The 24,343-nt window shown below is 40.3% G+C and carries 26 protein-coding genes and 2 pseudogenes; 3 read left to right on the top strand and 25 right to left on the bottom strand.

The window, feature by feature from the left end; all coding sequences use genetic code 11:
* Positions 1-2 precede the first annotated feature (2 nt).
* From ACXHJ2_RS05955 to ACXHJ2_RS05945, 3 genes are all read right to left on the bottom strand, one after another.
* The gene (locus ACXHJ2_RS05955; RefSeq protein WP_165081999.1) at positions 3-1,139 is read right to left on the bottom strand and encodes an N-acetyldiaminopimelate deacetylase; all 1,137 of its coding nucleotides are present in this window, start codon (positions 1,137-1,139) and stop codon (positions 3-5) included.
* A 182-nt stretch (positions 1,140-1,321) separates the two neighbouring features.
* Positions 1,322-2,035 carry a 2,3,4,5-tetrahydropyridine-2,6-dicarboxylate N-acetyltransferase gene (gene dapD / locus ACXHJ2_RS05950; RefSeq protein ID WP_165081997.1) on the bottom strand — a complete coding sequence of 238 codons (714 nt, stop codon included), beginning with the start codon at positions 2,033-2,035 and terminating at the stop codon, positions 1,322-1,324.
* 212 nt (positions 2,036-2,247) lie between these two features.
* The gene (locus ACXHJ2_RS05945) at positions 2,248-3,153 is read right to left on the bottom strand and encodes a hypothetical protein (RefSeq protein WP_165081995.1); all 906 of its coding nucleotides are present in this window, start codon (positions 3,151-3,153) and stop codon (positions 2,248-2,250) included.
* Between the two features lie 232 nt (positions 3,154-3,385).
* Between ACXHJ2_RS05945 and ACXHJ2_RS05940 the strand changes: the two genes are divergently transcribed.
* Positions 3,386-4,330 (top strand): DMT family transporter, encoded by a 945-nt coding sequence (locus tag ACXHJ2_RS05940; RefSeq protein WP_165081993.1) that lies wholly within the window; start codon positions 3,386-3,388, stop codon positions 4,328-4,330.
* A gap of 73 nt (positions 4,331-4,403) precedes the next feature.
* Positions 4,404-5,267, top strand: a complete 864-nt coding sequence (locus tag ACXHJ2_RS05935; RefSeq protein ID WP_165081991.1) for a sulfurtransferase — start codon at positions 4,404-4,406, stop codon at positions 5,265-5,267.
* Positions 5,268-5,357: 90 nt separating this feature from the next.
* Here ACXHJ2_RS05935 and ACXHJ2_RS05930 read toward each other — a convergent pair whose 3' ends face one another.
* The 9 genes and pseudogenes from ACXHJ2_RS05930 to ACXHJ2_RS05890 form a co-directional block, all read right to left on the bottom strand.
* Entirely contained in the window at positions 5,358-5,957 is a 600-nt protein-coding gene (locus ACXHJ2_RS05930) for a YdeI/OmpD-associated family protein (protein ID WP_165081989.1), read from the bottom strand.
* Positions 5,958-6,131: 174 nt separating this feature from the next.
* Entirely contained in the window at positions 6,132-6,500 is a 369-nt protein-coding gene (locus ACXHJ2_RS05925) for a hypothetical protein (protein ID WP_165081987.1), read from the bottom strand.
* Between the two features lie 137 nt (positions 6,501-6,637).
* Complete coding sequence (locus tag ACXHJ2_RS05920; RefSeq protein ID WP_165081985.1) at positions 6,638-7,261, bottom strand: class I SAM-dependent methyltransferase; 624 nt, start codon at positions 7,259-7,261, stop codon at positions 6,638-6,640.
* Between the two features lie 21 nt (positions 7,262-7,282).
* A complete protein-coding gene (locus tag ACXHJ2_RS05915; protein ID WP_165081983.1) occupies positions 7,283-7,738 on the bottom strand; it encodes a DinB family protein in 456 nt (151 codons plus the stop codon).
* Positions 7,739-7,892: 154 nt separating this feature from the next.
* Positions 7,893-8,150 carry a hypothetical protein gene (locus ACXHJ2_RS05910; RefSeq protein WP_457874664.1) on the bottom strand — a complete coding sequence of 86 codons (258 nt, stop codon included), beginning with the start codon at positions 8,148-8,150 and terminating at the stop codon, positions 7,893-7,895.
* Between the two features lie 164 nt (positions 8,151-8,314).
* The gene (locus ACXHJ2_RS05905; protein ID WP_165081981.1) at positions 8,315-8,845 is read right to left on the bottom strand and encodes a hypothetical protein; all 531 of its coding nucleotides are present in this window, start codon (positions 8,843-8,845) and stop codon (positions 8,315-8,317) included.
* 812 nt (positions 8,846-9,657) lie between these two features.
* Entirely contained in the window at positions 9,658-10,071 is a 414-nt protein-coding gene (locus ACXHJ2_RS05900; protein WP_165081979.1) for a GNAT family N-acetyltransferase, read from the bottom strand.
* A gap of 89 nt (positions 10,072-10,160) precedes the next feature.
* Positions 10,161-10,611 (bottom strand): annotated as a pseudogene (locus tag ACXHJ2_RS05895) (GNAT family N-acetyltransferase).
* A 525-nt stretch (positions 10,612-11,136) separates the two neighbouring features.
* Positions 11,137-11,706, bottom strand: coding sequence for a TetR/AcrR family transcriptional regulator (locus ACXHJ2_RS05890; RefSeq protein ID WP_058829963.1), 570 nt, complete (start codon positions 11,704-11,706; stop codon positions 11,137-11,139).
* Between the two features lie 239 nt (positions 11,707-11,945).
* Here ACXHJ2_RS05890 and ACXHJ2_RS05885 point away from each other — a divergent pair, with 239 nt between their 5' ends.
* The gene (locus ACXHJ2_RS05885; protein ID WP_058829964.1) at positions 11,946-12,695 is read left to right on the top strand and encodes an SDR family oxidoreductase; all 750 of its coding nucleotides are present in this window, start codon (positions 11,946-11,948) and stop codon (positions 12,693-12,695) included.
* 242 nt (positions 12,696-12,937) lie between these two features.
* On the opposite strand, the gene ACXHJ2_RS05880 is transcribed toward ACXHJ2_RS05885, so the two are convergent.
* The 13 genes and pseudogenes from ACXHJ2_RS05880 to ACXHJ2_RS05820 form a co-directional block, all read right to left on the bottom strand.
* On the bottom strand, positions 12,938-13,393 hold the full coding sequence (locus tag ACXHJ2_RS05880) for an NUDIX hydrolase (protein ID WP_058830142.1): 456 nt from the start codon (positions 13,391-13,393) through the stop codon (positions 12,938-12,940).
* A gap of 114 nt (positions 13,394-13,507) precedes the next feature.
* Positions 13,508-13,953, bottom strand: a pseudogene (locus ACXHJ2_RS05875) (GNAT family N-acetyltransferase).
* Between the two features lie 391 nt (positions 13,954-14,344).
* The gene (locus ACXHJ2_RS05870; RefSeq protein ID WP_165081977.1) at positions 14,345-15,400 is read right to left on the bottom strand and encodes an ankyrin repeat domain-containing protein; all 1,056 of its coding nucleotides are present in this window, start codon (positions 15,398-15,400) and stop codon (positions 14,345-14,347) included.
* A gap of 163 nt (positions 15,401-15,563) precedes the next feature.
* Positions 15,564-15,824, bottom strand: coding sequence for a hypothetical protein (locus ACXHJ2_RS05865; protein WP_064962032.1), 261 nt, complete (start codon positions 15,822-15,824; stop codon positions 15,564-15,566).
* A gap of 247 nt (positions 15,825-16,071) precedes the next feature.
* A complete protein-coding gene (locus tag ACXHJ2_RS05860) occupies positions 16,072-16,440 on the bottom strand; it encodes a hypothetical protein (protein WP_165081975.1) in 369 nt (122 codons plus the stop codon).
* A gap of 221 nt (positions 16,441-16,661) precedes the next feature.
* Positions 16,662-17,012, bottom strand: a complete 351-nt coding sequence (locus ACXHJ2_RS05855; protein WP_165081973.1) for a hypothetical protein — start codon at positions 17,010-17,012, stop codon at positions 16,662-16,664.
* Positions 17,013-17,783: 771 nt separating this feature from the next.
* Complete coding sequence (locus tag ACXHJ2_RS05850; RefSeq protein ID WP_165081971.1) at positions 17,784-19,505, bottom strand: helix-turn-helix domain-containing protein; 1,722 nt, start codon at positions 19,503-19,505, stop codon at positions 17,784-17,786.
* A gap of 109 nt (positions 19,506-19,614) precedes the next feature.
* Positions 19,615-20,391, bottom strand: a complete 777-nt coding sequence (locus ACXHJ2_RS05845; RefSeq protein WP_058829969.1) for a (2Fe-2S)-binding protein — start codon at positions 20,389-20,391, stop codon at positions 19,615-19,617.
* Position 20,392: 1 nt separating this feature from the next.
* Positions 20,393-21,433, bottom strand: a complete 1,041-nt coding sequence (locus ACXHJ2_RS05840) for an ABC transporter substrate-binding protein (RefSeq protein ID WP_165081969.1) — start codon at positions 21,431-21,433, stop codon at positions 20,393-20,395.
* Between the two features lie 618 nt (positions 21,434-22,051).
* The gene (locus tag ACXHJ2_RS05835; RefSeq protein ID WP_238791060.1) at positions 22,052-22,561 is read right to left on the bottom strand and encodes a hypothetical protein; all 510 of its coding nucleotides are present in this window, start codon (positions 22,559-22,561) and stop codon (positions 22,052-22,054) included.
* A gap of 215 nt (positions 22,562-22,776) precedes the next feature.
* Positions 22,777-23,205 (bottom strand): hypothetical protein, encoded by a 429-nt coding sequence (locus ACXHJ2_RS05830; protein ID WP_058829972.1) that lies wholly within the window; start codon positions 23,203-23,205, stop codon positions 22,777-22,779.
* Positions 23,206-23,405: 200 nt separating this feature from the next.
* Positions 23,406-23,873, bottom strand: a complete 468-nt coding sequence (locus ACXHJ2_RS05825; RefSeq protein WP_058829973.1) for a DUF2691 family protein — start codon at positions 23,871-23,873, stop codon at positions 23,406-23,408.
* A 184-nt stretch (positions 23,874-24,057) separates the two neighbouring features.
* Positions 24,058-24,282 (bottom strand): helix-turn-helix domain-containing protein, encoded by a 225-nt coding sequence (locus ACXHJ2_RS05820; protein ID WP_058829974.1) that lies wholly within the window; start codon positions 24,280-24,282, stop codon positions 24,058-24,060.
* Between the last annotated feature and the right edge of the window lie 61 nt (positions 24,283-24,343).

The raw sequence follows: 24,343 nt of genomic DNA, 5'->3' as shown, positions 1-24,343 counted from the left end.
ATTCACCCTTGTGACTTCCATGTAAAATAGTCTGTCAGCACACGGATAGCTACCTCGATGGCTTCCTCTGCAGGCTCCAGCTTAGCATGGTGCAAGCCATAAGGCGTATCCACGCCAAGCCAGAACATCAGGCCAGGAATTCGTTCCAGAAAATACCCGAAGTCCTCTCCGGTCATCGCTTCTCCGCATTCAACAAGCTGCACATCCTGCCGATTACTAACCCATTTCATGAATTCCTCAGTCACCTTGGCTTCATTGTATACTTGCAGATAATTGGAGCCGTAATGAATCTTCGCTTGGCATTCAAATCCAGCTTCCACACCACGCACCAGCGCCTCAATCCGCGATTTAACCAGCGTCATCGTATCGGCAGACAACGTTCGGATCGTACCTTCCAAACGGGCGGTTTCCGCGATAATATTCTGCTTCGTGCCTCCGCTAACCTTACCAACCGTAATGACCGCTGCATCCAGTGGATTCACATTACGGGCTACCACCGTCTGTAATTGTCCCACTAGCTGACAAGCAGCCACTACCATATCATTCGCCTTGTGTGGATACGCCGCATGCCCCCCCGTACCCTTGAGGTCGATGAAAAGCTCCGATGTATTGGCAAATAGGATGCCCGGGCGAGTGGCTATGGTGCCTACAGGATATTCTGGTGCAACATGCAATGCGACAATTTCATCCGGCATCCAGTCGGCCAGCTCCGTGCTGTCCCGCATAGGCAAGGCTCCACCAGGTCCTTCCTCAGCTGGTTGAAACAACACGACCAGATCATCCTTCATCGGATGGCTCGCAAAGTGAGTCACAATTCCCAATCCAATCGTCATATGTAAGTCGTGTCCACAAGCATGCATGTAGCCGGGATGAGTCGAACGGAAATCGTAACCTGTCTCTTCCTCAATCGGTAAACCATCCATATCACAACGATATCCATAGCGGCGCTCAGGAGCCGTTCCATGAATAAGTACTAACACGCCCGTACGCCACGTACGAATGTCCAGCCGCTCCTGAGGGAGCGTTTCCAAGTAGTTCAGCAAGTATCGTTGTGTTTTATATTCCTCAAACCCTGGCTCGGGAATTTGATGCAGATCCCTTCGTATTTGAACAAAAGAACGATCATCGGCTGTGCTCATTTTGCTGCTACGCCTCCTTTTTATAGCTCATCAGCTCTTATCGGGCAAAAGAATAAAAGGACAAAAGCCCGGCGCAGCCGCCGAGCCTTGTCCGTTGTGCTTCGTCCCTATGTTATGCTGTCAGTGTATTATGCTCCTGACAAGGAATCGTTCACCTTTGGTACCTAAAAAACGTTGCCTTCTTACAGAACGCGCAGTTCTTTCAAAATCTCAGTTTTGGATTTGGTCTTGTCATCGACCTGTTTGATTACACGTGCAGGTGTACCAGCTACTACGGAGTATGGAGGCACATCTTCAGTTACAACCGCTCCGGCTGCAACAACTGCACCTTTACCAATGCGTACGCCTTCCAGTACAACCGAGTTCGCACCGATCAATACTTCGTCTTCTACGATAACAGGCTGTGCGGACGGTGGCTCAATGACACCTGCAAGGACAACGCCTGCACCGATGTGGCACATGTTGCCGACTTTAACACGACCGCCCAGTACAGCATTCATATCAATCATGGTGCCTTCACCAATCGTAACGCCAATGTTAATCACTGCGCCCATCATAATGACGGCGTTGTTACCAATGCCCACCATATCGCGGATATAGGCGCCTGGCTCAATGCGTGCATTAATGCCTTTCAGATCCAACATTGGAACAGCGGAGTTACGGCGGTCATTTTCCACTACATAATCTTCTTCTTTCGCGTCTACGCTATCCAGTACCGGCTTGATATCGGCCCAATCACCAAATACCACACCGCTGTCTCCAGAAATAAAAGCTTGAACATTCTCGCCAAAAGATGCGGAAGCCAAAGCTCCTTTTACATATACTTTAACAGGCGTCTTTTTCTTGCTGTTTTTAATCACGTTGATGACTTCTTGTGTATTCATTTCGATGGACATAGTAAATCTAACAACTCCTTCATCGCTTCATACGACTTCGCAAGCCGGAATGATCTTATTCTCTCATCCTTTATAGCACAAAAGTGCAGGTCTCGCAATTACAGATTAGACCTTCAGAGTGCTAACCTAGTACCTATAATAACAAGTCTCGGTCGTTTGAGTGCCTTAAATTCATGATAATAAGCTAGTGACCGTCTGACTTGAAATCAGGCTTATTTATTAGCTTGCAGGCTCTCCAGCGATGTATAAATGAAGGATTCGAATCCTTCCGCAGGTTCCCCTTGTGGAATGTTCACTTTCACGCTAAAAGCGCCCGTAGTATTTTCCACAACAATATATTGTTGGGTGATCTTCGAACTGTTCGCTTGCAAGAACAGGCGGCTACTGGTCAGCGCTTGAGGCACGGCTGCTTTGTCCAGCTTTTGCACCTTGCCTATGGAAGCCAGGTCCTTTTCGCCTTCTTTTTGAAGCTTATCCAGATTAAAGTCGGAGGGCAGCTTCGTAATTTCGGCGTAGTAGTTATCATCTACCGCTAAAGCGACACGGTTTTGATCGGGAAACAGGGACATCGGATCAAACACATACAGCGAATAGCCCTCTCCCTTTGCCAAAGTTGCTGTCTGCTTTTCCTTTTTCCCTTCAAGGTTAAGCTCAAAAGTTTGAGTTTTCGCGCGATCCCCGCCTACTTGTTGACCAGAGCTTCCGTTTTGACTGCTATCTGTTGAAGCCTCTGTCTTTTGTATTTTCGTTAAAGTCAGTTGCTTCGCTGTCGCGTCGCCCTCTACTGCTTTTTCGGTATATTCAAACGCTACTGGATCACCTTCCTTAAGTCCAGCAATTACTGTATCCAGTCCTTCCCCCAGTTGGAAGGATTGGGCTTCGCCATTGGTTTCAATCTCTACCGTATGCGGATCAGCAGCTCCGTTGTATACACCTGTGCCTTTTTTAACCTGCGACTCGGCGACCGGCTCTGGTGCGACTTGCGGCTGTTGCGTTTGCGGTTGATCTGCTCCTTGAGGTGTATTGTTGTTGGTTTGCGGTTTCGTGCCACAGGCTGATAGAGCCAGCACTGCCACGACAGTCAGTAGTATGATTGAAAATGTGTTATGTTTTTTCATAAAATCCACCTCCACTTTGATAGACGAGCTTGTGCAGCAAAAGTTCTATGCAGCATCTCACTTAAAATCCTTCCTCTTGCTCCCGTTTATTATATTCTCAGGATTTTGCAAAATCCTAATACCATGGGGATGCCAGGTACGGTATAATGAGCTGTATTAAACCTCATTTTCGAGATACCGTTAGAAGGAATATTAGCATATTTATTTTCTTCCATACGGATGGAGCTGCCACATGAATCAAGCACACAAACCGTCGTTTTCCTTTGAATTATTATACGTCATAGGTATTATCGCTATTTCGTTCTCCTCGATCTTCGTCAGATGGTCTGAAGCCGAGGTGTCCGTCATTGCTATGTACCGTTTGTACCTGACCAATCTTCTGATGCTGCCATTGGTCTGGAAATACCGCACCGAGCTATTCAGCCTCACTCGCAAGCAGTGGATGATGATCCTCTGGTCCGGTATCGCGCTAGGGCTGCATTTCTTGCTGTGGATGGGCTCGCTGCGACTGACCACCGTTGCAAGCTCTACTGTTATTATGACATTGGAACCGATCCTTGTCATGCTCGGTTCTTTTTTGTTTTTCCGGACAGGCACGAATCGTGCTATGCTCTTCGGAATGGGCATGGCCTTTGTCGGCTCACTGGCCATCGGTGCAGGAGATTTTCATGTCTCAGGACAAGCCCTACTCGGCGATGCACTGTCCTTTTTGGGTATGGTCGCCGTGTCCATCCATATGCTGATGGGCAAGCATCTGCGCGAGCATTTGAGCGCTTTTGTCTATAATTTTTGGGTTTTTATCATCGCAGCCACATCGCTAGCGCTGTATAATGTGGTCAATGCTATACCTTTTACTGGATATGCACCACGGGAATGGGGGCTGTTCCTGCTGCTTGCCATTGTACCTACGCTGTTCGGACATTACCTGTTTAACTGGCTACTCAAATACATTAACGCCACTGCGGTGTCGATGGCGGTACTCGGTGAGCCCGTTATTTCTTCCCTGCTGGCTTGGGTGCTGCTCGGGGAGAGGTTGTCTACTTTGCAATTTGGTGCAGGCTTTTTTATCCTGTTCGGGGTATGGGTTTTTATCCGATACGGAGCGGATTTTAAAAAGCAAGTTGTCCACCAAAGTGAGTTGCCCGGCACTGAGCACCCCCTGAAGGCTAACTCTTAGCTTATTACCCCATTTTCATAAACCATACTCAATGGATTAAATTTACTATTAAAAAAAGGAAGGCGAATCCTCTATGAAATCCATCGTATCCAAACGCTGGTTGCTGGCCCGATTGTACGAACCTGATATAATCATTGCCGACTGCCGTTCCGTGCTCGGACAAGCCGGGGCTGGACGGAACGAATTTAATGAAGACCATATCCCAGGGGCGGTTCACTTCGATTTGGAGGAAGACCTTACCGCTCCTCTAGGCGAGCATGGTGGTCGCCATCCATTACCTGACGTGGATACACTTGCTGCACGTCTGAGCCGTGCCGGGATCAATGCAGGTTCACGCATCGTCGCTTATGATGACCAGGGAGGTATGATGGCCTCCCGCTTCTGGTGGCTCCTGCGCTATCTTGGGCATGAACAGGTGTACGTACTGGAAGAAGGCTACAGAGCTTGGAAGGAAGCAAAATTCCCCGTTACGGCAGACCAGCCGATTCGCATTCCCTCGACCTTTGTGCCAAATGTTCAGCCACAAATGCTCACAAGTATGAAAGAAGTACAACGTATATCCAAAACTTCTGTTCCTGTTGGCTCCTATATCGGTTTTTCACCTATATTGATCGACTCCAGAGAGCGTCCGCGCTACCTGGGGCTGGAAGAGCCCATAGATCAAGCAGCGGGGCATATCCCCGGTGCAGTGAATTTCTTCTGGAAAGAGGTCTTGGATGAAAAGGGGTCATTTAAAAACGCAGAGCAGTTAAAACAGCATTTCTCAGACCTTGATCAGAACGCTGAGATCATCGTATATTGCGGATCAGGCGTATCCGCCTGTCCGAATGTTCTGGCTTTGAATGAGGCAGGATTTAGTAATGTAAGACTCTATCCGGGGAGCTGGAGCGATTGGATCAGCTATGAGGAAAATCCGGTGGCTACCGGACAGGAATAATCCATTTTTAACAGATATACAGGTTCTAAAGACAAACACACTGCCTTAAGCGATTGAGCTCATGGCAGTGTGTTTTTTCTCTCATCGAATTTATCGATCGTTTAATCCCTTTCCATTGAGAATGTCCTGCATACATTTTTCAATCCTTGATTCCCGAGTTTTAGATTGCTTGGGCGCAGAAAAATGCATAACGTATGCTCTTTGTCGTCCCGGCGTCAATGCAGCAAAAGCAGTTTTCAAGGCAGGATCTTCATCTAATTTAGCCTGAAATTCCTCAGGAAATATGAGTTCTGTATTCTTTTTGAAATCCACTTTTAAACCGGCTTTTTCCACTTCAATGGCTTCATTAATATAGACCTTCAAAATGGCTTCCATCTCTATGATTTCTTCAACATTAGTGAACCGAATCTGGCGCCCCGCCTGTGTATCCTCCCCAGGTTTGATTAGAATACCATTGGGGTCTTTTAACAAAGCACCTTTGAAAAACATAAGCGCACAGTGTTCTTTAAATCCTTGTATTATAGCTATGTTACTATTCTGAAACATGTAACATGGTTTACCCCACTTCAATTCTTCAGTGAGCTGGCAGTCAAGCATGATCGCTCTCAACTTCTCCATTTCTGCCTTCCATTTTTTCACTTTATCTAAATATGCATCAACTTTAGGATTTATTTCCTCTCTATTTGTCATGTTTGCTCCCCCCTTATTAATTTACTCATAATGTTTATGTATATTAATTTACAGAAAACCGATTTTCGATACTAAATGTAGAAGAAATCACGATATCAAGGGCAAAGCCGAAACGTATATTTTTATTATACGAATTCAGTCAATTGAAGAATAGCCGTTACATCGCTATATTTATTATATGTTCACCTCATCCCACCTATAAATTACATAACCCAATTGACATATAACTAGCAATAAATAAACTACGTTTATACATAGATATATCTTAATTTTTTTCTTGTATTTATCTAAATCTACTTCTTCGTTCACTTCTCTTTCTTTTATTTTCTCACTCCAACTCATTATTCTTGAGAATTCTACCGCACCCAATACTCCCCATAGCAATGGAAAGACTAGAAATATGGCATTTACTAGAGACAATAATATCCCCATCCCTACATCATCCGTTGTTCTTATTGATTTAAAACAAATGTGCACCACTAGTGACAGACTAAATAATCCCAAGCCTATAACACTTACTATCGGTTTGTCTTGCATTCTCATTTTTTTATTCCCTTCGCTTCCAATTACATATAACGATCTGTATTCATGATGTCCCAGCGCTTTAGGACTAATAGTCCGTCTGTTACTTGCGGCAGTTAAGCGGTTGATGTATCTGTTGAATTGCTTCCCCGCAATAGCTATCCAATATTTTGAACAACTACATATCTTAATTCATATTCTTGTTGTTTTTCTGTATGTGTCAGACATTCTCTTATGGAACCCATTTCTAATATATTCAAATCATTAAAATGTTCTATTAAATTTTCTTCAGTAAAGAAGTGAGCATATTTCCCTTTCTTGTACTCATATGTTCCTTCCTCAACGTTCCTACCCACACCATTATTAAAATCGCGATCAGAAAAACACGTAAAATACATCACTCCCTGTTCCTTCAAATGCATCACACAATTCTGTATCAGTTTTTTTCGGTCTTCTAACAAAAATAAATGTAATAAATCATAACAATATATGCCGTCATACCTTTTGCTTGTACGAAACTCTAACACCGATTCTTGAATAAAATTCGTTTTTAAATCCCATTCTTTTGCTAGATTTATAGCTGAACTAGATATCTCAATTCCATCAACCTCAAAATAAGAAGAGAACATCTTGGTATTTCTCCCATACCCAGCCCCAGGAACCAAAATATTATGTGCATTATTCTTTTTGAACAAATCTATAGCTTGGGTTACAGTTTGACTTGGTTCACAACCCCAAATCATTCCTTCTTCAGCAAACCTTTTGTTCCAATAATCTCTCATATTATTCACCTGCCTATATACTCACATAGCACTTCTTTTAAGCTCATCAATCTGTCTTATATGATGTTGATCATGCCAGATAAAATCTCTTAAATATGATAGTATAGTAAACTTCCCGTCAGCATATTCTTTAGTAAACTTGTCGTCTTCAAAACTCTCTATACTCTGCAATATCATGTTACGGTACTGAATAGTCATTTCAATTAATTCTTCCTTGGTTTTTGTTTTTCCATATTCAACAGCATCCTGATTAAATCTGTCAAAATCAATGTGTGTTAATGTCAAAGGTGTATTATTTAATATCGGATTTATGGCTGCTTCATAAAAGTATTTATCCCACAGCAATATATGACTTACGATATCGTGAACTGACCATTTATCTTCGGCAATCTTTATTTGCCAATCCATTTCACGAATCTCAGAAACAAAACATATCCATTCCTTGAACTCCTCTAGTAACTGCGACTTCTCATTCATGGTTTCAGACCCCTCTTTTCAGATTTGAGTTAGTTAGAATAATGTATTTGTATTCATGAACCCCAAAAGTGGGGTTTGCTAAAAATTTTTTCTGAATTCTATTTTTTATGAATTCTATAATGATTATATCTTTCAGCATCTATTTCTATCTCTCCTACAAACTTAAAATTACTTTTTTGAATAACTTTATTGGATGCTGCATTCTCAAGTGATGCAATTGCATTCCGTTTATATATAAAGCTATCCTCCAATCAATAACATGGACCATTCGCCCAGAATGTCTTGTTATATTTTTGTTTTCTTTTCTTATGTCAATTTCCATATCTACTGACAGCACATCAAGTCTATTTTCATCTACTTTATTTAAGGATATTTTCATCGTTTCTCCCTGAACTTGTTGTATGACCACCATATTTCGCCTAATATTTCTTATATTCATGAACTCCCTCAGGGGTTGCTGTCTGCTCTGGCTTCTTTAAAATCTCTCTGGCAAACCAAGAGCTCTGCATGACCCGAAGCATGAATATTATGTTATATGATTGTTACCATCTTCATGAAATACCTACAGTCCTTAATTCAGCTTCCATTATTGCAAAGTATACATCCATGACAATTTAAATAGATATCATGTTTTTGGCATTTAGGATACCCTCTTGGAATTGTAGGGTTATCATCCCCCTCTTCAATCTCTGACCATTCTGTATAATTATTTATGTCAACATCTTCTTTATTGAATGCATTAATCATTAAGCCAAATTGATTCAAACAATTAATAACCCAATCTTGCCGTGGTTTATAGCTTAATTTCTCCCACCCTAAGCCATCTGCTGCGTTTGAAATAGTATCTAGTATAAAATCTTTCTCACTTTCAAAAGAGTCTATAGTCCAAGGCATTTCATCAATATCAAAACCAACTGTTCCTATTCCAACTACAGACTGATCTCTTTGTGCTAGCCAAATAATTAATTCTTTTTCTCGATTCGTTTTAGCTAGTAGTGATCCACTAATAGCTAAGATTTCGATAAAAACTGAAGTTAATCCATTTGACATACCTATGGGTTCAACTACATCATTTAATTGTTTTGGTAATGAAATGGTGTTCGCCATACTATCCTCCAACACTTTTCAACTTACAAAATCAGCCCTTTATGATCCTCGCCTTCGAGCTGTTTATAATTCTCAATCAACTATCTATAAGCAATTCTCTTAATCGTAGACAAAATTGCTTCGCATGAAAATGCCAACATTTATTTGTAATCATAATCCCTTAATGATAGTTCTTGAACAATTTTTCTACTGTCCTTTATTCTTAGAATTTGCTTCGGTTTATCATATATCCAACCAAGCTTTATACAATATTCAATTAATATGGATTTTATTAAAGGTCTATACAAGTTAATGTAATAACATTCTTTCCAGTCGAACGAAATTTCAATAAAAGAAGTTTTATACTTCCTTGAATAAGCTCTAAACAATACCTCATAAGGCTTCTCGTCAACAATGCAAATGAATTGATAATGTCTAACAATGATTGGGATTGCTTTTTTTCGAAATACTTTCATCATTCACCTCAACATTACTTTATCAGCAATTATGTCTAATAACGTTCTTGCGTTCCTGAACCCGAGTAGCTTAAAGAAGTGTAGCGACTGGCTAGCTTCGGTTCTTAACCTCGCAGGATTGTCTACCTGACTTTCACTTTCAGGAAAACGATGTTATGTGATACCTCTAGTTCTTATTTAATATATTCTTCAATCCTTGTTTAATATTATTTGATCTTGTCTATTCTGGATTACTCTATTAAAAAATCTCTGTAGTCTTTTAAAGTCAATGCCTTTTTTAGTTCTATATTGGAAGAAATACACCACATATATTAGCACTCTCTTCTTAAAATGCTTTTTACATTGATTTCCTCAACGTCAATTCTTGTTCAACTCCTTTGTCAATATTATTTCCAGAGGTTCGTTCTCAAGCATTAAGCATCCAGCATCTCTATATCCAAGCTTCCTATAAAAATGTTGAGCTCCTTCATTCGACTGTGTTGAGGTCATAACCATTTCAAGTCCTTTTTGTTTCATTAATTCTTCCCAATAGTGGACAACTTCTTTACCAATACCTGTTCCTCTGTACTCCTCATCTATCCATATCATATTCATAAATGGTGTGTTGTCCCAAAAAAATCCGTATCTCATCCAACCTATTTCTTGATTGTATTTTCTGATTATTAGGATTTCATTTTCTTTTATTTTGGGTCTTATCAGTGTCTTATGTATGTGCATGTCTCTTAACGAGATATACTCATAATCTGATTCAATTGCAAAATCAATCTGCATTGTAAGTCCTTCCTTTCCCTCTTTTCATTGAATATCTTCTTGGTAGCACTTAGCACTGATGTATCATAACGTTTGTACATTACATAAGTTTATAAAGTTTTTTTAAAAATGTATGAATCACCTTCTTCTCTAACCTTAGTAAACCCACACTTTGAATAAAAGTGATGATTCTTCACACTCCAGCTAGGAGTATCCAGCCACCATTCAGTGCTATCTGAGAATTCACTTTCAATTTTCTCCATCACCTTCGTTCCGATTCCTTGATTTTTAAAATTTGGATCAATAAAGATTCTTCCTAAATTATGCACTTGATTACACTCTACAAATATCATAGCTCCCCCCGATTATTTCTCCATTAAAGAGTATCTTGAAATATTCGCAATTTTGCATCATCTCTTCTTGCCAACTTATGGAGTCATATCCTATTTGCCAAACGGTTTCATTATTATTAAAATGCTTTGACTCATCCTCAAAACTGGCCTTTTGTATTTCAGCAAGTTTTTGTGCATCATTTTTTCTAGCTTTTTCTAATGTCAGCACCCAACATACCTCCATTGTCTTTTTATTTTTTCCAGGGTTGTCTGCTGAATTGCCTCCTCGAACTCCATCCCAGCAGGTCAAGGCTCCGTGAGGATTCTTATGCTTGAATATTATGTTATCAGAAGTTACCGAACTTCTTCACTATGCATTCAAAATCAATCTGCAATTTTTTTATTAGCGAATTTTTTTTATATGGTCTTTTTTCATTTTGTAGTTTGATTATTAGTTCATATGCATCTCTTCGAATTATATTAATCCCATAATTGGCAAAGAGTATATCCATAAAATGACCTCAGATCTTTCGCGTTCTTTATACTATAGTTTTTAGTACTTTTGAGATCTAATTATTATGTTTTTAGTAATTCAAGAATTTCTGATAGCGTTTCTGTATTCATGAACCCAAAGGGTCTGTCTGCTGAAATCCCTCTTCGAAACCCAACTCGCAGACCGAGGCTCCATTAGAGATGCAACTTGAATTCGCTTCATTATGGGTGCCAGCCTCAAAAAAGCCTCAAATTTAGAGACTCAAATGGACGATGTTGGTTCGTTTCCCTCGACACCACAATTCAGCAATTTCCAAAATTGTTCAACCATGACCGATGCTGGATACGGCATCGAACGGGTAATCCACCATTCCAATACCCCCACTGCCGCTGAAATTAAAAATTGCACCATAATGTCCCTGTTCATTTCCTGATCGAGGTTGATCGAATCCAGATGCTCGCTCAGACTTTGCCGAAACATTGTCTCTATTTGGTTTCGAAAAACCGTACTTCCCTTGTTCGTCAGCATTATAGAGTAGAATGAAGCATGCTGCTCCAAATATTCAAACGTACGCAGTAGTGCGGTTTTGGAAGGGAGATGAAAGAAGTTATCTTCAGACATACAATTGCGTAGTAACTCTTTAATTTGAGCTTCCATGCATTGATCGCGCAGATCGTACTTATCAGCGAAATGCAAATAAACCGTTCCGCGATTGACATTCGCTTCCTCCGCAATTTGATTGATCGTAATTCTCTCGAATTCCTTTTCTGACATCAGTCTCATAAAAGCATCAATAATGGCTTGCCTCGATTTTTGAATACGCCTGTCCATATCCTTCTCCCCTTTGTACCATCCGAAAAAATGAACATTTCGAAGTCCTCTGTTGAAAAATCAACAACCACGCTTGTTTTAACCATTGAACCCCACATACCGCTCTGATACATTCACTTTATAAAATTTATGTTGATGATTCAACATATGTTCAATTCTAGAGGAGCTGTAATCATGAAATCTATTGTTTTACAATTTTTTGAATTATTTAAATCATATTGAATTAGGAGGTTTAAAAATTGAAACTTACAGGAAACACGATTTTTATTACAGGCGGCGGTTCGGGAATTGGACGTGCGTTAGCAGAAGCTCTCCACAATCTTGGAAATAAAGTTATTATCTCCGGTCGACGTAAAGAGCGTCTGGAGGAGACGATTAAAGCGAATCCCGGCATGTCCGCAGTGGAATTGAATGTACAAGATCCTGCCAGCATAAAGGCGACCGCCAAGCAGTTAATCGAAGAATACCCGGATGTTAATGTCTTGATTAACAACGCCGGCATCATACAGTCCGATGACGCGGCGGGCATGATCGATGAGGATGTTTTGATTTCGACTGTCACTACAAACTTGCTAGGTCCCATTCGGTTGACTTCTGCATTCATCGAGCATTTGAAGGCCAAAGAAGAAGCGGTTGTCATCAACACGACTTCAATACTTGGATTTGTACCGTTAGCGACAACTGCTGTATACTCCGCGACGAAGGCAGCACTTCACACCTATACGCTGTCCCAAAGGTACATGCTTAAAGACACATCGGTAAAAGTAATAGAAATTGTGCCCCCATGGGTTCAAAGCAACAACGATGAACCGCGTGCGATGCCACTTGATTCATTCATTGATGCAACAATAAAGATACTTGGCACGGATACAGACGAAGTTCTGGTGGAAGAAGCGAAAATGTTTCGAAATAACCCTGGTCCGAAAGAAGGTGTTTTTGTGACCCAGCTTAACGATACGATGAATTCTGAACCTCCAAAGATCCATTGATCCATCTGTAATTCAATTTGCAAAAATTTAGGCGAACATGAAGTAAACACTCATCTCCGTCTACTTCATGTTCATTTTACTGCAACTTGCATGTGGAATAAGAGAAAACGCCAAGCAGTCACACCCATGTTTACCTCTTAAATAATTTTGTTGATTTCACATAACGTTGGGTATTCCCGAAGTTCAAGCAGCCCTTTGTTAGGTGATGTCGGGGACATCCTCGATTTACTAAAAAAATATTTTCATGATCTTACTTCATTTAAAAATCTTGTTATTATCGGTAGGTCAGGAGGACTTATTTGATTGGGTATCTTGTTTAAATCAAAAAATTGTACATCTTGTACTTCATTTCCATCGCCTCTAATTATTCCACTGTATTCTTTACATATATAAGCTGCAACTACGTTATATACTTCATCTCCATGAGGATATCGATAGTAGAGTTCCGGGCCTGAAAATATATCAAGTAATTCTAACTCTTCAGCTTCTAAGCCTACCTCTTCAAAAAGTTCCCGGCTTGCAACCTCCTTCATACTCTCGCCAGGCTCCATTGAACCTCCTGGTAATCCCCATAGACCATTATCAGTTCTTTGTTGCAATAGTAATCGTCCCTCATCATCTATGAGTATCACACATGCTCCTGCCATAATTATAGGTCGGGTACCTACTAACTCTCTTAATTCTTTTATGTAATTCAATATCTTCACGCCCCTTTGAGATCCTCCAACAGACCAAGGCTCCGTTAGGAGCCACTGCTTGAATTTAACGTTATATGATAATTGTGAATCTCTGATTAAGTCACAAAAATAAGTTTATAGAGTCTTTTTAAAAATATATATGTCACCTTCTTCTCTAACCTTAGTAAACCCACACTTTGAATAGAAGTGATGATTCTTCATACTCCAGCTAGGAGTATCCAGCCACCATTCAGTGCTGCCTGGAAATTTACTTTCAATTTTCTCCATCACCTTTGTTCCGATTCCTTGATTTTTAAAGTTGGGATCAATAAAGATCCTTTCTAGATTATGCACTTGATTACATTCTACAAATATCATAGCCCCCCTATTATTTCTCCATTAAAGAGTACCTTGAAATATTCGCAATTTTGCATCATGTCTTCTTGCCAACTTAAGTCATATTCTATTGGCCCAACGGTTTCATTATTATTAAAATGCTTTGATTCATCCTCAAAACTGACCTTTTGTATTTCAGCAAGTTTTTGTGCATCATTTTTTCTAGCTTTTTCTAATGTCAGCACCAAACATACCTCCATTATTTTTTTCTTGCACGGGTTTCGTCTAACGATCTTGTATTCACGAATCCTCACCACCTTAAAGGAGAAGAGCGACTGGCTGCGATGCAGCTAAGTGGTGCAGGAGTTGTCAGCCTGATACGATTTCTTCGAAATGCCTCCAGCAGACCAAGGGGCATAAGCCTCGAAGCGTGAACATATTGTTATCAGATAATGATTGCCTTCTTCGAGTTACTCTACAACGCACTTCATTAATTACTTTATTTACTTGGTTCTTGACATTTCTTATTGTATTGAATTAAAATAATATCCCTCTTTCTTAGTTAGAAAGTGCTTAGAAAAAGGGAATGTATTTGCGTAAAAAAGCTTATTATATACGGTGATAATTCGAACTATATTATCGCTTATATTCAGGCTCTTCCAAAGTAATAGGATTCGGATTGCTGAGTACCCAATGCACTGCCAGTTCACACAGTCTCGCAGGTTCATCACTACCAATTCCGTTATGAAGTTCTTTCACTAATGTTACTGCTTCCTTAAGTGAAGCGGGATTTAATGGTGTACCCAAGCTAAAGTAATGTATCAAACTATTGAGCATTTTACGATATTGGTTATCCCAGTTAATACCACCATTATCTAAAATTTCGTATGACACTTTACCAGTAATACGGATAACCTCACCTTGTACGGTTTTCGCATGTCCCTTTGAAGGAATTAGTAAACTCCAGAGTTCATTATGTTGCGCCTGCCATCCTTTTGTTGATACTATTATTGAAGAGACGCCGTCGTGCGTCTTTCGCTTCTCTACTGGGGGAACATCAAATAGCTCATATAGACGTAAAAGTGCCTCATCGGTTTGATTCAAATATTCTTTATTAAAGCCTTCTCTGTGAAATTCAAAGTTATTTCCGATTCGCTTAATAGAATCTTTCATTTCCGGCGTTACAGTTGTTCCAGCGTTAAGCAAAATATCGGCAACTTCCGCCGTATTGACAATATCCGCGTTTTTGCACAATGCCAAAGCTTTCTCTAATGGAGTCTGTCCCATCTTATTTTTTGCGCTGATATTTGCGCCTTTAGTAACCAACGTGTAAACCACCTTTGGTTTAAATGAACCTGTAGCGGCAAATAAAGGAGTCTCGTTTTGATAATCAACGGCTTCTACATCTGCACCCAAATCAAGCAGCAACTCAGTATTACCACACCAACTCATTGCATGTTTGTGCAAAGGCGTTTTTCCGTAATTGTCTCTAGCATTTATATCAGCACCCTGTTCCACGAGCCAGCGAACCAATTCATTCGGTACTTGGTAAAAGCACAAGGCTGTTGATTTACTAGAACCGCCACGGGCATCCAATTCGCATCGGGTAAATACCTCTTTTAGTGCTGATATGTCACCTACATTAATTAGTTCATCAAAATTTTTCGGTAGGTTTTTTTTCTTCTTACCCATATGTATTTTCTCTCCTTATGTCAGAGTTTATAAATTTTCTTCATCACCATATAAACTCCACATTTTACCATCTTTTTTTAATTTCTGTAGTATTAATAAAAATTGCGCTCTGAAATCCATCTCGCAGACCAAGGCTCCGAAGGAGTCGTGCTTGAATATTATGTTATACGACGGAATTACTTAAGACTTCAATAAAACTAATTGCTGCATCTATATAGTCATCTGATGAGAAAACATCTTCATCTAGAAATCCACTTAAGAGTGCTGCATCTCCTTTATATTTCAAACAAAGATAGCCATACCCAGGGTCAATTATGTCATCTTCTTCTTGTTCTTTGGAGCTATCGAAAAATCTAACTATTATGTCCTTATCTTTGTAATAAATCTCAGTGTCACAGGAGAAATTCTTATAGCTAAACTTCATTGTACTATCCCCCCTCTTTTGGATTTTTTTAGCTGTTTTAAAAACTGATTTTTGCTTCCCTTTCACATAACGTTCTTGTATCTACGAATCCGAGAGGCTTAAGGCGCAAAGTGCCGGTTCCAACGGACTTAGCTTCGCAGGGTTGTGAGTTGATCCCGGCTTCTCTGCTTTCCACTTCTAGTGAATCAAGGGCAACGCCCGCAGCGTAGATGCGATGTTATATGAGGTCAGTTCTTCTTCGAGCCAACTAATAATTATGCTTCCTTGCTAGTTCCCACTTCATGAATAAATTTATATCACTTATAGCATCTAATATTATTCCTTTATGTTCTATATTATTTTTTAATTCTTTCAAAATGATTGGTTTTACTAGTCTTTTATCTAACTGTTTTTTAGTTCTTGCTATATGTGCTAATCCCAATACAGAATTCGCTCTTACATTTGGATTAGCATGTTGTGCTGATTTAAGACATATATCTTGAGCAAACTTCCAATTGTGATGATACATTCCAACTGAAAGTGGTAAATATAGAAGTTCTTCTACTTCTTGACGAGTTAAAATATCTTTTATTTCCTGATCTGTGTATTCCTTGATATGCTTGTAAATTCGCTCCATAGTACTTGCTCCTAAATATAATCTTTTATACCTAGCTGATTTCACGTAACGTTTCTGAATTCAAGACGTCCGGCGTATGCCGGATATGTTCGGCTGATTCTACTTCATGGCTTCTCAACTTCTGCCGGGCCGAGGGCGTATGCGACGATGCTTGGATGTGATGTTATACAAAGGTACCATGAATTCATTGAATCTACTTAGAAATCCTGTTTAATTCACCATCACCATTCTCTCCATTCTTCTGTAATATCCTGATCTTCCTCAATTTCTAATCCAGCTAGTCTTGCTACCTTGTCTATAAATTCAGCCAATTCTTCACGTTCCATCGTTTCAATAAAATAATCGTTCGATTCATTCAATTCATTAAAAGAAATTACAATTTCTTCTACAGCCTTCATAATACTTTCAGGATGTTTAGTTTCTTGTAATAATATTAATTGGTTTAGATAGTTATTCAGGACTTTATCAGACATTAATAATCTCTCTTCCGTAAAAAGGTCATCTCCGTATTCAACCATTCTTTTGTTCCACAATTGAGTTGGTTTTTCATTAAATAGGTCCTGTAATGTCATTGGGCATATCCCTCATTTTCTTTTCTTTGTTTTAATAGATTTTTAAAATTGTTGCATAGTATTTGCATATGAGTTTGCTTACTAACTTGCTTTTCACTTCACTTATCTAATTTTTTCTTTAATTCATCTTTTTTCATCTGTTAGCACACTTAAAGAAAGACCAATTACGGTCAACATCTGGTCATTACAATTGGCTTGGAGGGTTTATTCCCTTCTAAGTCTCAGGTAATAAAAACCCACCTTCGGCTCTTAACCTTTAGGTGGTTTTTTACTTTCTCTTGTTGTTATTGATGCATGTTAAAAGTGCAAGAATAGATGTTCAAAATAGTACATTAGAGTCACCGCATCTTTTACATCCATGGTCTCACTTTTCGAAGGAAAACCATACCCACCCAAGAGTCAATTGTATCCATATTTTACCTGTGTTTACTTCTGAGAACCGAGTGTTCCCATCTATTTTCTTACATTTTTCTTTTATTCTATTTGTTGTCCATCATTTCTAGCATATAACGTTTCTGTGTTCACGATGTTCCTCTGACTTATGCGAACGAAATGAGCGGCCGTCGTGCGTATGTGTCCGCCTGCCCCCGCTCCCTGGCAATCCTCTTTGCCGGACCGAGGAACCGCCAGGCTCCGATGCGTGGATATGATGTTATCTGATGGATTGGCAAAAAAACAGTTCAACTTTCCCTCTATGACATAAGGCAAAGATGAACTGTCTTTAGTTCCTGTTAAAATCTCTATGCGCACAAGTAGCAACTTCTTCCCCCATCAAGCCAACAAAGCCTGAGCGATCTGATCCACAATGCCATTGATGCCAGTGGGTCCATAACAGCCGATCCATGTCGCGGCATCGACCGCGTGTATGTGCTGGCGCTCAACGGTATCAAGCATTCCCCAGACACGTTGCTCTGTCGCCGATATTTCCTCCTGCATGAGTTCATGGCTAAGCAAGAAGTAATGGCTGGCATGTACAGCCGGTAGTCTGTCAACTGAGATGTGATAGGCCGTGTCGGAGGTATCTGCCACAAATAACGGAACAGGCAGACCTAGATCACGGTACAGTACAGCCCCTGTACGATGAGAGGCAGAATGCACGCGAACCAGAGAATCCAGCGGACGGATCAGTGCCACGCTCTTGCCTGCCAGTACGGGAGCAAGTTCTTCGGACAGCAATGTGGTTCGTCGGTGATAATCCGCTATAATACGCTTTGCCTCTTCTCGTTTGTCTGTCAGTTCACCGAACAGCTTCAGAATGGTCTGCCAGTTTTCATTGCGCTTAAACATGAGAACTGGAGCGATCCGGCTTAACTGTTCATAGTGCTGATCATGCACCTCGGTGCAAATAATCAGATCTGGAGACAGTCGTTCCAATGCAAGCAGGTCGGGATACTCATATGTTCCGAGTAATTCGGTATTCTGAAGTCCTGCCCTGATCATTTGAGGGAAATGTAACACTGCACTTCCTAGTCCTACACTACCTGCTGGAGAGAGCCCCAGCGCAAGCAAATGATCGGCATATTGCACATCGAGTACAGCGATACGCTTCGGAGATCCGATAACATAGTATTCCCCTCGCATATGGCATATCACCGAGCCTTGAGCCGACTCATATGAAGAAGCTGTGTGGTTCCGCTGCAAGGAATGGGCATAGTCTATATCTGTTTTCGAAGCGGCATCAAGCCTATAACGCAGCGGAGGGACGCCATAATATTTCTTAAACGCCCTACTGAAATAATACATGTCGCGATAGCCCATTCTGTCAGCAATTTCACCGATGGGAGCATCCGTATGACGCAGCATCCGCGATGCACTCTCCATGCGCAACTGAATGACATACTCAATCAGTCCGAGCTGCTTCTCTTGTTTGAATCGTCGCTGCAGCTGTCTTAAGCTGCATCCAGCAAGGGCTGCCAGCTCTTTAAGCTTCAGATTCTGGCGATAATGCGACGCTATATATGAAGCGACAACATCCACCATGTCAGACGCTTCTCCTCCATGACCACGTTCGTAATCCATGATCAGTTCGTAGATCATACCCTGAAGCAACGCATTGGCATGAAAACGTTCCATCCCTTCGCCACGACGCCATTTGGCAACGATTTTCTCTGCATTCTCAATCCATTCTGCTTGGGTTACCGAATTTTGCACAAATGAAGTGCGCAACGGGTGTTTGCGATATGAGGGCAAAACAAGAGAGGCTCCCTCCATGGAAGAAGCCTTGTACATGATCACGATATAATAAATGTCGTCTGATCTAGCCGTCAGCGTTAAGGATGTCCCCTTAACAACATGACCAACAAAAGAAGCTCCAATGTGGCAAACCTCACCATTCATTGCAAGCTCCCCTTCCCCTCCGTATGCCAGCAACAACACATTAGAAGTTAATTCCGTTTCGCGAAGAACACTGCCTGTCTGCAAAGTACCGCTATACTCGTCAAGCATCTTGATCGTTGTATCACTCCATAGACTTGTCTGTTCTTGTAGCGGCATTTCTCTCATCTCCTGACAATAGCATCCTTTGCTAGAGTGACTCGCATGACTGGGCTTAACCAATTAACTACAACCAGGCCTGTTAGCAAAAGTAAAATTGTTGCTGTTGTCATTTTAATTGAGATTTATTCTCATTGTCAATTTTCGGACATTTTCTGCAATATTCCCCTGACATCTGGTAATAAAAACAACAGGTGGTACGCTTGCTTTTCACGGCTGGAATGCTGTCCTTATTTTTTGTGAACCGAGTGAACGGATTTCTTTTTACACCGAACAAATGCCCGGGCGCTCCTTGCGTCAGATATGAAAAATCTGCCTGGATGTGCTGACTTTCTTGCTCAGCATTGTCTACTTCAGGAGTATATAATGGGACAATGCGTATCATGATATTCTCCCAAAGGATACTCATCGAAAGAGGAGCAATCGCAGCAAGCGTCTTTAACAGCGGTGCAAGGTGTAACGCAAACATCTCCTTTACCACCTTTTCCCGCCATACTTCCCTGTCTCCCGTTAGTGCTTCTGCCCGAAGCCCGTTTATAGCCAGAAAAGGAAAACGCGTCTCCCCCTCATTAGCTGTGAGCGTCGGATGATAGAGAAAGCTGTTGTCTAGCCGAAAAGAAACATACTGATGATGAACGCTCATCGCGGTCAGTAACGGAGCAATCCACAGGTAGCCGATTCGCTTAGCTAACATCGAAGCGGCTACCCTCATGTCAGGCGCACCAATATACTCTTGAAGCCAGCTTAAATACTCTCGGCATGCAGCTTCTTCATGTAGTTGACTCAAAGCAATAATACGGACATTATCTTCAGACGGCTCACCAAGCCGAATCGAGTGTTCATCCGCCGTTTGCTGCCATAAGTCAGTCGATAGATAATGGTCCATTTTAATTCGATCCCAACAGTGCTTCCGATGCCTGATCTACAATAATATTAATTGCAAGTGGGCCATAATAAGCGATCCAAAGTGTAGAATTAACATCATATGCACGGTTATTTTTGACTGCATCAAGGGATTTCCATACTGAGCTGCTATCCAAAGCCTCTGCCTCTGCCGCAAACAACTCATCAGACAGAACAAAATAATGATCTGCTCCAATCTCAGGAACTTTCTCCATCGAGATTTCAACGGAGGTATCATCTTTGATCTTCTGGACTAATGCAGGCATTTTTAAGCCCAAATCCTCATACAGAATCCCGCCTGTACGATGCTCAAGACCATGAACACGAATGCCTTCTTTTCTCGGTCGAATAAGTGCTACCGTTTCCTCTCCCAACTTCTCCGACAGCTTCTCCTTCAGTCCTGCAATTTTGTCCTCATAAGCCTTACGCACAGTTTCTGCCTCTGCCTGCTTACCTGTGATCGCAGCCACCGTAGCTAACGTATCTCGCCAATCCTCGTAGAAGTCAAGTACGATTGTGGGTGCTATTTTGCTTACACGCTCATACTCTTTCTCTTGAAAATCAGTCATTAAAATAAGATCCGGGGCCAATGCTACAATCGCTTCCAGATTGGGCTTGTCCCGTGTACCTAAAACCTGTACGTCACCCGGCTTATCGCCTAAATATTCTGGAAATGTGGTATTGCCTTCAGCGATAACACTGCCTGCCGGTTGCTCGCCAATGGCTAGCAATTGATCCAGAAATTTGACATCAAGCACAGCAATTTTTTTGGGCTTCTCGTTAAGCGTATACTCACCCTTCTTATGCAAGATCGTAACCGGGAAGGCTCCGGCAGTCTGAGGCGCTTCATTCGAAGGCGTGTCCGTTGGAGTTGTAGCAGACTCATTGCCGCCATTTGTACCTGCTCCGGCACCGCAAGCCGTCAGTACAAGAACAAGGGCCAGCATCCAGCCCATTAAAAATCGTGATTTATGGTCAGCGTGTGCCATGCTTCTGGCAGCTTGCCTCTTTGTTCCTTTATTCATGGTGAATCCTCCTTATGTATGATAATGATTTTCATTATCGAAATATAAGGCGAGTATAATATATCTCCACATCGCGTTACCATATACTTTTGCGACATTTCAGCCGGACTAATACGACATGTAAACCGCTATATCTTCATTTACAATTCTATCAGCTCTTTTACTAATTACTGCATAATCATCGTCTATTGTATCAAGCCAACAAAACCAAGAATCTCCCATTTTTTCTTTTTATTGATTTCTACCTCTTGCATCAATGTACATTCCATATCCATTTGTTCCATTGAAACTACAACAGAGATTTGTATGATAAATTTGTGGGTACTCTTCATTAAATTCTGAATGTGGAAACTCATAAAATGTTCCTTTGGATTCATAAGCCATATTCGGTGAAACATATATCTTTAATACCCTTTCGTCCGCAGATATTTCTAAAACATTTTGCTTTCTCCCTTTATCAAGTATCTCCTATAACGTTCTTGTATTTATGAACCCGTTAGGGGGTGTCTGCTGAAATGCTTCCCTGAACTCCTTCTCACAGACCTAGGCTCCAACGGAGCCGCAGCTTGAATATTATGTTATGTGATGCCACATCTTCTTGGAACTTTCTACCTACAATTATTTATGGATTTGAACCTTGATTTTAGATATTTGTTTATCTATTAAATTATAGATTTTTTCGATTTCATCTTCTTTGATCTTATTTTTTACCAATTCATTTTTAATTTCTTGTTGAAGTTCAATTAACGCTTCAAGTTTCAATGTTATATACCAGCCTGTCCATTCCGTAACTAGGCTATCGTCAAAGCATTCGCCATCGGTATAAAAGAACATTCTATAATAACCTATTCTCTTTTTTTTGTAGTAAATGTCTAACGTAGATATAACCTGCTGGGAATAGTGACTGTCTGCAATCTGATAATCGGAATGAAAAATAGTTTTATACTCAATTGTATCTATTGAAGGCTTAATATCTTCTAGATTCAATTCATCAAAAAACAAACTAATTTCTTCTGGGCATTCTTTCATGTAGTTATTGAATGTTACCCAAAAACCTTCTAAGGTTCTATCCATAATTTTATGTGTATCAATCCAGCTCTCTAGCGCTAAATTATCCAATTGAATCATCCATCCTTTAAAATCTTATGTGATTTCACATAACGTTCCTGTATTCATGAACCCGAGAACCTTAAGTCCCAACGGGGCGGCCGCGACGCGGTTAGGTTCGCAGGTTTTGTCCGCCTAGATCCACTCCATTGAAAATTCCTCGGGAGGATCAAGGAGCCGTCAGGTTCCGCAGCGTGAATAGATGTTATGTGATGTCGACAACTTCCTCAAATTAGCTAAATGCCTAGTACTGAAATATAATTTTGGGATTTCAATCGCTCTTTAATCCATGTTTGAAATTCGTTAATTAATTTTCTCAGTTTTTCAATGTTATTTTCATAGTCTTTTATAAATTCATCTTCACTACATCCAAAGAAAAAGCCAATATGCTCTTTAAGTGTATTCATTTCGGGTTGTCCTTCAAGAAGATTTATTACTCTTTCTAATCTCCCTAGGATTCTCCACCAAATTTCCTTTTGAATCTCATTAAAAGCATAGTGATCATAAGTAGTATATTCACTTTCAATTGATTTCTCTATAAAACCAAATACTTCTTCGGTCAAAAAGATTGAAGTATCATTCCAACATTGACCAAGATATCTACCCGGCAAAATTTCAATATAACAAGTGCCTTCAAGTTCTTCTTTATTTATTATTATCTTCATTGTGCTTACCTCTTAAATAATATCGTCGATTTCACATAACGTTTCTATATTCATGAACCTCAACGAGGTTGTCTGCTGAAATGCCTCTCCGAAATTCATTCCGCAGACCAAGGCTCCATTAGAGCCGCAACTTGAATATTATGTTATCAGATTTCAGCGTCTTCCTTGAACTACTTACAACAATCATTTTTTGTTTTTAATCACCAAACTGATAGTCTTGTCCTTGTATCATTTTCATCAGTTATATATTCCAGAGATTTATATCCCTTTCTCTTTATGTGATCATATAAGTCCTCAAGTTTTCCAAGGTCTTTGCAGTAAACTGTTATGTACACACTATCAATCACAAGAAGAATAATCTGACACTCACTCGCAATATATTCTTCATATGACATTACATCTATTATATTTGCTCCTTTTGGATATGCCTTTAAATTCGCAAATATTAAGTAGTACTTGTTGTAATCAATAATCTTTTTAAGATCTTCTCCATCCATTCCAGTAACCATGTCTGGAAAGAGACTACCCCCTAAAGTATCATCAACGATAAAATATGACTCTTCTCCACCAATAAACCAACTGAAAGTAGTTATATCTATTGGCTTTAAAATCTCTCCAAGATGGTTTCCATAAGAATTTGGAATTTCAAAACTTATGCCTCTATTCATTTATTCACCCACTTCACCCTGATTTCATGTAACGTTTCTGTATTCATGAACCCCAAAGGGGTTGTCTGATGAAATGCTTCCCTGAAATCCTTCTCGCAGACCTAGGCTCCAAAGGAGCCGCTGCTCGAATATTATGTTATACGATGGAATCACTTCTTCGATTAACCAACATTCATTCTTGATTCTAATCTGTCATTGTTCTGCTATATGTTCCAATTATATGTTCCAATAAATCTCCTGGCTGACAACCTAAAGCCGCACATAATTTATCAATCACTTCTAATGACACATATTCGTTCGTATTGAGTTTCGCCATTGTAGCAGACGAGATACCTGTCATTTTCAATAAATCCTGCTTCTTAATCTCCCTGTCGATCAATAATTTTTGAAAAGGTTTATAACTAATCATCTGAGATTCCTTTCACACATCAAGTGAATTTTTCTTTAATTATATGAAAGTATACTTTTTA

It is taken from the genome of Paenibacillus sp. ALE3 (assembly GCF_054113405.1).
This window is presented reverse-complemented; position numbering and strand designations above follow the sequence as displayed.

Bases quoted from the DNA above. Each gene is read 5' to 3' on its own strand.
- ACXHJ2_RS05820 (WP_058829974.1), bottom strand. From the start codon at position 24,282: ATGATTAGTTATAAACCTTTTCAAAAATTATTGATCGACAGGGAGATT.
- ACXHJ2_RS05930 (WP_165081989.1), bottom strand. From the start codon at position 5,957: ATGACAAATAGAGAGGAAATAAATCCTAAAGTTGATGCATATTTAGAT.
- ACXHJ2_RS05940 (WP_165081993.1), top strand. From the start codon at position 3,386: ATGAATCAAGCACACAAACCGTCGTTTTCCTTTGAATTATTATACGTC.
- ACXHJ2_RS05855 (WP_165081973.1), bottom strand. From the start codon at position 17,012: ATGACATTACAGGACCTATTTAATGAAAAACCAACTCAATTGTGGAAC.
- ACXHJ2_RS05860 (WP_165081975.1), bottom strand. From the start codon at position 16,440: ATGGAGCGAATTTACAAGCATATCAAGGAATACACAGATCAGGAAATA.
- ACXHJ2_RS05845 (WP_058829969.1), bottom strand. From the start codon at position 20,391: ATGGACCATTATCTATCGACTGACTTATGGCAGCAAACGGCGGATGAA.
- ACXHJ2_RS05870 (WP_165081977.1), bottom strand. From the start codon at position 15,400: ATGGGTAAGAAGAAAAAAAACCTACCGAAAAATTTTGATGAACTAATT.
- ACXHJ2_RS05910 (WP_457874664.1), bottom strand. From the start codon at position 8,150: ATGGTGGTCATACAACAAGTTCAGGGAGAAACGATGAAAATATCCTTA.
- ACXHJ2_RS05920 (WP_165081985.1), bottom strand. From the start codon at position 7,261: ATGAGAGATTATTGGAACAAAAGGTTTGCTGAAGAAGGAATGATTTGG.
- ACXHJ2_RS05825 (WP_058829973.1), bottom strand. From the start codon at position 23,873: ATGAATAGAGGCATAAGTTTTGAAATTCCAAATTCTTATGGAAACCAT.
- ACXHJ2_RS05840 (WP_165081969.1), bottom strand. From the start codon at position 21,433: ATGAATAAAGGAACAAAGAGGCAAGCTGCCAGAAGCATGGCACACGCT.
- ACXHJ2_RS05900 (WP_165081979.1), bottom strand. From the start codon at position 10,071: ATGCAGATTGATTTTGCAATTGAATCAGATTATGAGTATATCTCGTTA.
- ACXHJ2_RS05915 (WP_165081983.1), bottom strand. From the start codon at position 7,738: ATGAATGAGAAGTCGCAGTTACTAGAGGAGTTCAAGGAATGGATATGT.
- ACXHJ2_RS05925 (WP_165081987.1), bottom strand. From the start codon at position 6,500: ATGAGAATGCAAGACAAACCGATAGTAAGTGTTATAGGCTTGGGATTA.
- ACXHJ2_RS05955 (WP_165081999.1), bottom strand. From the start codon at position 1,139: ATGAGCACAGCCGATGATCGTTCTTTTGTTCAAATACGAAGGGATCTG.
- ACXHJ2_RS05945 (WP_165081995.1), bottom strand. From the start codon at position 3,153: ATGAAAAAACATAACACATTTTCAATCATACTACTGACTGTCGTGGCA.
- ACXHJ2_RS05935 (WP_165081991.1), top strand. From the start codon at position 4,404: ATGAAATCCATCGTATCCAAACGCTGGTTGCTGGCCCGATTGTACGAA.
- ACXHJ2_RS05850 (WP_165081971.1), bottom strand. From the start codon at position 19,505: ATGCCGCTACAAGAACAGACAAGTCTATGGAGTGATACAACGATCAAG.
- ACXHJ2_RS05865 (WP_064962032.1), bottom strand. From the start codon at position 15,824: ATGAAGTTTAGCTATAAGAATTTCTCCTGTGACACTGAGATTTATTAC.
- ACXHJ2_RS05905 (WP_165081981.1), bottom strand. From the start codon at position 8,845: ATGGCGAACACCATTTCATTACCAAAACAATTAAATGATGTAGTTGAA.
- ACXHJ2_RS05890 (WP_058829963.1), bottom strand. From the start codon at position 11,706: ATGGACAGGCGTATTCAAAAATCGAGGCAAGCCATTATTGATGCTTTT.
- dapD (WP_165081997.1), bottom strand. From the start codon at position 2,035: ATGTCCATCGAAATGAATACACAAGAAGTCATCAACGTGATTAAAAAC.
- ACXHJ2_RS05835 (WP_238791060.1), bottom strand. From the start codon at position 22,561: ATGATTCAATTGGATAATTTAGCGCTAGAGAGCTGGATTGATACACAT.
- ACXHJ2_RS05830 (WP_058829972.1), bottom strand. From the start codon at position 23,205: ATGAAGATAATAATAAATAAAGAAGAACTTGAAGGCACTTGTTATATT.